The sequence below is a fragment of the Acidiplasma cupricumulans genome (genome assembly GCF_001402935.1).
In the GTDB taxonomy this organism is placed as follows: Archaea; Thermoplasmatota; Thermoplasmata; order Thermoplasmatales; family Thermoplasmataceae; genus Acidiplasma; species Acidiplasma aeolicum.
This window is the reverse complement of sequence record NZ_LKBH01000271.1, coordinates 1-7628: the sequence shown is the minus strand read 5'-3', so window position 1 is coordinate 7628 and position 7628 is coordinate 1. Positions and strand designations below refer to the sequence as shown.

General features: G+C 38.2%; 9 protein-coding genes and 1 riboswitch. Of the genes, 3 read left to right on the top strand and 6 right to left on the bottom strand.

What is annotated here, in order from left to right; all coding sequences use genetic code 11:
* Nucleotides 1-237 precede the first annotated feature (237 nt).
* The 3 genes from AOG55_RS07410 to ilvC are packed head-to-tail and all read left to right on the top strand — an operon-like array spanning nt 238 to nt 3248.
* A complete protein-coding gene (locus AOG55_RS07410) occupies nt 238-1968 on the top strand; it encodes an acetolactate synthase large subunit (RefSeq protein WP_055041106.1) in 1731 nt (576 codons plus the stop codon).
* The gene (locus tag AOG55_RS07405) at nt 1928-2245 is read left to right on the top strand and encodes an ACT domain-containing protein (RefSeq protein WP_048101394.1); all 318 of its coding nucleotides are present in this window, start codon (nt 1928-1930) and stop codon (nt 2243-2245) included. The genes AOG55_RS07410 and AOG55_RS07405 overlap by 41 nt, the downstream gene beginning before the upstream one ends.
* Nucleotides 2238-3248, top strand: coding sequence for a ketol-acid reductoisomerase (gene ilvC, locus AOG55_RS07400; RefSeq protein ID WP_197065851.1), 1011 nt, complete (start codon nt 2238-2240; stop codon nt 3246-3248). The genes AOG55_RS07405 and ilvC overlap by 8 nt, the downstream gene beginning before the upstream one ends.
* A 33-nt stretch (nt 3249-3281) precedes the next feature.
* On the opposite strand, the gene AOG55_RS07395 is transcribed toward ilvC, so the two are convergent.
* The 6 genes from AOG55_RS07395 to AOG55_RS07370 all read right to left on the bottom strand — a co-directional run bounded on the left by AOG55_RS07395 (nt 3282) and on the right by AOG55_RS07370 (nt 7426).
* Nucleotides 3282-3617, bottom strand: a complete 336-nt coding sequence (locus tag AOG55_RS07395; RefSeq protein ID WP_048101396.1) for a YidH family protein — start codon at nt 3615-3617, stop codon at nt 3282-3284.
* An 87-nt stretch (nt 3618-3704) separates the two neighbouring features.
* Nucleotides 3705-3923: a hypothetical protein gene (locus AOG55_RS07390; RefSeq protein ID WP_055041105.1), complete on the bottom strand. Its 219-nt coding sequence runs from the start codon at nt 3921-3923 to the stop codon at nt 3705-3707.
* A gap of 33 nt (nt 3924-3956) precedes the next feature.
* Nucleotides 3957-4694 (bottom strand): dihydroorotate dehydrogenase electron transfer subunit, encoded by a 738-nt coding sequence (locus tag AOG55_RS07385; RefSeq protein WP_048101398.1) that lies wholly within the window; start codon nt 4692-4694, stop codon nt 3957-3959.
* Complete coding sequence (locus AOG55_RS07380; protein ID WP_048101399.1) at nt 4691-5587, bottom strand: dihydroorotate dehydrogenase; 897 nt, start codon at nt 5585-5587, stop codon at nt 4691-4693. Before AOG55_RS07380 ends, AOG55_RS07385 begins: the two co-directional genes overlap by 4 nt.
* A gap of 80 nt (nt 5588-5667) precedes the next feature.
* Entirely contained in the window at nt 5668-6084 is a 417-nt protein-coding gene (locus AOG55_RS07375) for a hypothetical protein (protein WP_231563411.1), read from the bottom strand.
* Between the two features lie 121 nt (nt 6085-6205).
* A complete protein-coding gene (locus AOG55_RS07370; protein WP_048101401.1) occupies nt 6206-7426 on the bottom strand; it encodes an MFS transporter in 1221 nt (406 codons plus the stop codon).
* Nucleotides 7414-7515, bottom strand: a riboswitch (TPP riboswitch). Its footprint overlaps the gene before it by 13 nt.
* Between the last annotated feature and the right edge of the window lie 113 nt (nt 7516-7628).

Sequence of the window (7628 nt, the reverse complement as noted above, 5' to 3'; positions counted from 1 at the left end):
TAAATAATGTAATGTACAGGAAAAAAATTATTAAAAATTTAAAATTGGGACATATTTCCATAAAATATTGAGAAATATTTAAATAGTATTAAGTATTAATAGAGATTACCCTGTGTCGTGCTAATGCATGGGGTGGTGAATAAATATGTATGGGATGAAAAGGTTTATCTAACATCTGTGGCGGTTTTTTTGGTATAATGCATGCTACTGGGTTTGTTTTTAAAGAAAGTGATGTAAATGAAGGGTTCTAGGCTTTTAGTGGAATCCCTGAAAAGGGAGGGTGTAAAAAATATTTTTGGAATACCGGGGCTATACAACATGCCAATGTATGACTCATTTTTTGAGGATGTCAACAATGGCGAGCTCCGGCATATCCTGATGAGGCATGAGCAGGCAGCGGTGCACGCTGCTGACGGTTTTGCACGTGCCACAGGCATACCTGGTGTATGCACTGCGACATCCGGTCCTGGTGTGACCAATTTGATCACCGGATTGATCACGGCATACCAGGATTCCTCACCGGTTGTTGCTATAACAGGCGGTGTTAACAGAAGCTCTATGGGGAAGCTTTCATTTCAGGAATCTGATACCCTTGGCGCCTCATTCCCGGTATCCAAATATGCCGTTGAGATAAAGGATATCAATGAGATACCGCTATGGGTGAAAAACTCATTTTACATAGCCTCCACTGGAAGGCCAGGGCCGGTGGTAATGGATGTACCAAGGGACATACAGCTCGAGGACATAGATAATGTTAATTATCCAGAAGAGCCAAGGGTTCATTACAGGCCATTCAGAACCGTTGTAAATAAGGACAAATTAAGGCAGGCTGCAAATGCATTATTAAATGCAGAAAGACCCGTGCTTTTAGTTGGAACCGGGGCAATGTGGGCCAATGCAACCAATGAAATAATGAGGCTTGCTGAATTTATCGGGTGCCCAATAGTATCAACGCTTCCCGGAAAATCAGTAATACCTGCTGATTACCCATTATATGTTGGTGCCATGGGTTACTATGGCCGTGCAGAGGCAAGCATGGTGGCACTTGAATCTGACGTCATGGTTGCCATAGGTGCAAGGTTTAGCGACCGTACATTCACATCGTACGATGAAATGAAGGATACAAGGAAAACATTCATATCAATAAATCTGGACCCGACAGATTTTAATAAGGGCATAAAGCCTGACATAGAGCTTCAGGGCAATGCAAAGGTTTTAGTCTCAGAATTATTAAATGCCATGGCCCTTCTGGGAAGCAAGCACCAGAACCATGAGTGGAACAAAAGGGTAAATGAGCTAAAGGAGTATTATTCACAGTTTTCACATCCACCGGATGACGGTCACTTAAGGCCGTGGAGAATACTAAAGACGCTGAGGGATTCGCTGCCAAGGGATGCAATATTAACCACAGGTGTTGGCCAGCACCAGATGTGGGCAGAGGTTTACTGGGAAAATCTTGAGCCAAGATCATTCTTCTCATCCACTGGAATGGGCACAATGGGCTTTGGGCTTCCTGCTGCAATGGGGGCAAAGGTCGGCAGGCCGGATAAGGTTGTTCTGGACTATGACGGTGATGGGTCTTTTATGATGACAGGAAACAACCTTGCCACCGCAGTGGATGAGAACATACCGGTAATAGCGGTGGTAAACGACAACAGGACTCTTGGACTTGTTAGACAGGTTCAGGACATGTTCCAGAATAGGAGAATAGTTGGCGTTGATTACGGCAATTCTCCAAACATAGTTAAGTATGCAGAATCCTTCGGTGCCGATGCATATGATGCAAAAACATATGATGACATTGCAGAGGCCATAAAAAGGGCAATGCATGAGAATGTGCCGTCAGTCATCAGGGTGCCGGTTAATAAGGAGGAGCTGGCCCTTCCGACATTACCGCCGGGAGGAAAATTAAGCGAGGTGATAGTAAGTGACCCAAGAAAAGGTAATAAAGGTAACGGCCAATTATAGAGACCCGGGGCTGCTTGAGAGAATTGCAGCCAATTTTAGAAAATTCTGGGTTGATATAAAATGGATGAATGCGGAATGCAATGATGAAAATGAATGCACGGTTTACCTGTCCCTTTACGACAGGTACAATCTCGGCAATATGAATATAGCAATAATGACACTTAGCAAGACAGTTGATGTTGACAATGTCGAGGTCTTGGAGGATTATAATGTAAATAAATTTAACATTAATTTTAAAAAATCGGAAAAATATGAATGGGGTGAGCTTGTTGGGTAAGATACTTGGTAAGGTATACACTGAAAATGATGCAAATCTTGATTACATAAGGAATAAGAAGATAGCAATACTGGGATACGGCAGCCAGGGCCGGGCCTGGGCACTGAACCTTAGGGACTCCGGATTGAATGTTCATGTTGGTCTTGAAAGGCAGGGCAATTCATGGAAGCAGGCAGTTTCTGATGGCATAACACCGGAAAAAACAGAGGATGCATTGAAGGATTCTGATATAGTTATATTCCTTGTTCCGGACATGGTGCAGAGAAAGATATATACAGAAAAGGTTATGCCTGTTTTAAGGGATGGCATGGACCTGGTCTTTGCACATGGCTTTAACATACACTATAAATTGATTGTTCCACCAGAAAATGTTGATGTTTACATGGCAGCCCCAAAGGCACCAGGGCCGTCTGTAAGGGAATTCTTCGTTAAGGGCGGCGGCGTTCCGGTGCTTGTAGGCGTTCATCAGGATCATTCAGGAAATGCCCTGAACAAGGCCCTGGCCATAGCCAAGGGGCTTGGAGCAACAAAGGCAGGCGTGCTTGAAACATCATTCAGGGAGGAGACAGAGACAGACCTAATGGGTGAGCAGCTTGACCTTGTTGGCGGCCTCACCGCAATGCTCCGGGCAACATTTCAGACCATAGTTGATCTTGGATACCGGCCGGAGATGGCATATTTTGAGGCAATAAATGAGATGAAACTGATCACAGACCAGATATATGATAAGGGGCTTTCAGGCATGCTCAGGGCAGTTTCAGATACTGCAAAGTATGGCGGGCTTACCGTTGGGCCATATATAATTAACGATGAGGTCAAAAAAAGAATGAGGGAGAAGGCCGAAATGATCAGGAGTGGAAAATTTGCCAGTGAATGGATAGAGGAATACGATGAGGGATCAAAACACCTCCAGGCATTAATGGATGACCTTGATAATTCCCTTGAGGAGCAGGTCGGCCGTGAGCTCAGAGAGATCGTTTTAAGGGGCAGGCCGAAGAATTAAACATATTAATTAAAAATTTTTATAATAGTATTTTTAAACAATAAATACCAGAAGAAGTATTGCCATGCCAATTATAATGGCTGAAAATACTATTGATTCAACCTTTCTTGAATTTACATTATTATTTTCTATATCCTTTTCATTTGATAGAAATTCATAGAGGCCATAGCCTATGGTAACAATGCCAAGAATTATCATAATCTCCCCGGCTATTAGTGAGTTTCCAATATTATTATATGATGATCTATTTAATATGTGAATAAAAATTTCAAACTTTGAGATTACAAAACCAAAGCCCATGAGTGCTATGCCAGTTCTAACCCATGCAAGGAATGTTCTCTTATTTGCAAGATGGTCGGTTATTCCCATTCTGATTGTATGTTTAAAATACATATAAATTTAATCTTATTTTTTAATAATTATGGATTTTAAATTAATAATATAAAATTTCAATAACTACTCAAGGGTTTCCTGCTCCTCATCACCCTTTGGAAAGGCAACCTGTGACCCGGTGGATTTTATATAGTCAAATAAATTATAATATATCTTCCTCCTGCTTCCGTATTTTGTAAAACTTTTAAAATTGAAGCATAACGAACATTTTGATGTGGATGATTCAAGAAAATAGCATATGCCACCGCGGTTAAAAACACATGACTCCTCCAGTGAGACCATGATATATAATTTTATAATAATATATAAACAATTTTAAAGATAAATCCTTTTTCCGGAGAATGAAAGCCTTGTTCTGCCAAATTCATCCATATTTTTTAAATCTTTAATTGAAAATACAGGGCCGTCCCTGCATACCTGAATGCCGTTGATTGAGCATGAATCGCATATGCCTATACCGCACTTCATTGGACGCTCCAGTGAGAATTCTACCCTGTCTGTTTTGTTTAATAAATAATCATAAACGGATTTCATCATTATCTCCGGGCCGCATACATATATCATATCGAATTCGTTTATATCCATTTGTTTAAGTGCATCAACCGCGAAACCTTTTATTCCAAGTGTTCCATCGTCTGTTACAACATATAAATTTTTAATTCTGTCTGTAAATATCAGATCATTTTTTGTTTTTGCGGATAATATTCCTGATGTCATGTTATCAACAAGTGGCATTAACGGTGCAATTCCTGTTCCTGCACCTATAATTAGCTTTTTTCCAGTTACACCGGTGAATGGCCTTCCATATGGCCCGCGATAAAAAATTTTTTCTCCCGGCATGAGGTTTGCAATATATTTTGATGGTTCTCCATAAATTTTTACGGTAATTTCAACCGGATTATTTACAGATGAAAAGGATATGGGTATTTCACCTATCCCCGGTGCCCAGATCATAATAAACTGGCCCGGATGTACTGGAGATTCCATGAAAAATCTCAATGAATGCGTGCTTTCATTAATCCTTACATTGCTGTAAACTATGGAATGATTCATGCTATGGCCACCCCTATCATATCATTAATATTACTTATTCCATTTTTATCCATGTATTCTATTAATCCAGAGTTCAGTTCATTAAATATTTTTATTCCATGCCTGTAAATTGCAGTTCCGATCTGAACTGCAGATGCACCGGCCATAATGTATTCTATGGCATCATTAACATTTTCTATGCCACCAACGCCTATAACTGTCTTTCCGGTCTCCTTTTTTACCTCATAAACGTATCTTATTCCAACAGGCTTAATGCATTTTCCGGATAAACCACCGTATACATTGCTAAGAACAGGTTTTTTCGATGCTATATCTATTTCCATGCCCTTTAATGTGTTTATTAATACAAGCGCATCTGATTTTTCAGCAGCCTTTGCCTCCTCGAGTATATTTGATGTGTTTGGGCTCAGCTTTGAAAAAACCGGTATTTTTACTCTTGACTTAACCTCAGATACTATTTCATAGACAAGGTCAGGATCTGATCCAACCTCCATGCCATAGCCGTTTACATGCGGGCATGATAAATTTAATTCTATGGCAGAAACACCGTATGACTCCATTTTTTTGGCAAGTTCTGAAAATTCAGGGGCGTCCTTTCCAAAAATGCTTCCTATTACAGGCCTTCCGGATTCGAGGGCTATTTTTACCTCATCTTTAAAATTGTCTATGCCGGGGTTTGAAAGGCCAACAGCATTTAAAAATACAGGGTCATTTTCATATATAATTGGAGGATTGTATCCCTGCCTTTCAGATGTTCCGATGGACTTTGTAACTACCGCGGCCGCACCATTTTCTAGAATTCTTTTCATTGTGTAGCCGTTTTCATCCAGAATTCCGGAGGCCAGGATAAAGGGATTCGAAATTTTAATTCCTATATCCACATTTAGATTCATTGCATCCTAATTGTTTAATAATATCTAAAGTATTCCAAAAATAATATTTAAAATAACAAAAATGATTCCCAGATTAAAGATTAAATGAATGAGGATGGGTAATTTTCAAGTTTTATGGAATTTGGCAGATCAAATGGGCCGTAGTTAAAGGCAAGCCTATATGGAAGCATTACCTGTTTATTTGTCAGGTATATATTTCCGCCGTTCTGGCTGAAAAAAACACATGTATCGTTGTAATCATAGTTAATTCCAATGTTCTGCGTGTATGATAAATAGCTCTGTATCCTTTTATATGTTAGATTATTGTTTATTATAACATATGTGGCCCCGCTGATTATTGTATCCATTAGATCCTCCTCGGTCTGCGGATAGTTCATAACGGTGAGGTCAAAAAATTTGGATAGTTTTTCGTATATTTCCAGGTTTAAAACCCTTTTATGAATTGCATCAAAATCTATTAAAAATAATGATTCAACACCAGATTTAAGTAGATTCATTATATTTGGGTATCCCACTATCTTTTTATTGCTTATTCCAATGCATAACACATTTAAATATTGTATTCATATTAATAAATTTGATTGGATATATAAATACTGTTAAAATAAAAATATGGATTTAAAGAACACTGCTTTTTCTTGTTTCCCTGCCATATTTGTAATAAAGCACAGACCCGATGAAACCTATTAGGTATATTATTAAAAGGTAATAAAGGTAAAAATAAATTGATTTATTAACAAGCAAAAACACTGAAATTATGTATATAAAGTATCCAACAGTCCTTACGCTACCAATGCCGGTGCCGCGGTGCAGCGTTTCAAAGTTTTCAGGCTCCAGCATCTCCCTTGATGCCCAGCCAAGCTCGCCGAATATGCCGCTTACAGCTATCATAAATATAAGTATATATATGTTTGACAGAACAAATTTTATGAAGATTAAAAGTAAAATCCATATAATAAACATACCGGTATAGCCCAGCAGTGATACAATTTTTCTTCTGGATTTACCGATGTAAATTCCACCTATTAAACCGGTTAATGTCCCGCCAAGTGTTGAGCCAAATATTATAAGAGATGAGTACTGCGGAAATTCAAATGGGCCAAGAACAAGGCTTGAAAAGGCAAAGCCAACAACAATGGTTATTGCTATGAATGATAATGATAAAAATTTTATGGAGTTTGAAAAATTAATTTTAACCCTCTGTTTTTCTGTATTTTTATTTAAATAATCCCAACGTATGCTCTCTTTTAATTTTAGCCTTGCGATTAATGATATAAAAAATCCTGAAATTGCAATTATTAGAAGGGATAGTTTATCAGCATAAACAGAGTCTGGTATAAATAAAAAAATTGCAGCCATAACAACTATGGAAACATTTGCCACATTTGATGTTTCAACCAGCACCGCCCCACGGTATTTCAGGGGTATAAGCTCTGATAAATATGATAATGATATTGTTTCATCCCCTCCAAGCCCAAATTCTGCAGTAAAAACAGATAATATTATAAGGTAGGGATTTTTAATGAGTGCAATGGCAAGAAGACCGGCAGATGTTAAAAATACTGTTAAGAGAAATAATTTTTTCCTGCCGTACCTGTCAGAAATATATCCCAAAAGAAAGTTTCCTGATAGCAGTCCTGATGGTGATGATAATATAATGTATTCATCAAAATATTTTGGTATAAAAGGCCATGTTGTTATTAAAGGTGCTATGCTTAAGACAACGCCCCATATAAAAAATGTTGATATCATTGTTGTCAGTATGAGTGAATCTTGTTTATTCCAATGGTGATAATCCAAATTTTTCCTTATATCATTATAACCAGCATCCTCATACATAACATCCCTCCGCCGGCATTACCCGGATCAGGTTCCAAGGGTCGATCCCAATCCTCTCAGCCAATTTAATGGCTCCCCTTACAATTTAAAATGAAAACAATTATTTATAGTTTTGTGTTGTAAAAAATATCATTTGATTTTATGAAATTCAAACATTATCAAAATTCTGTACCTGAGATAAACACTCACAATTTATATATAT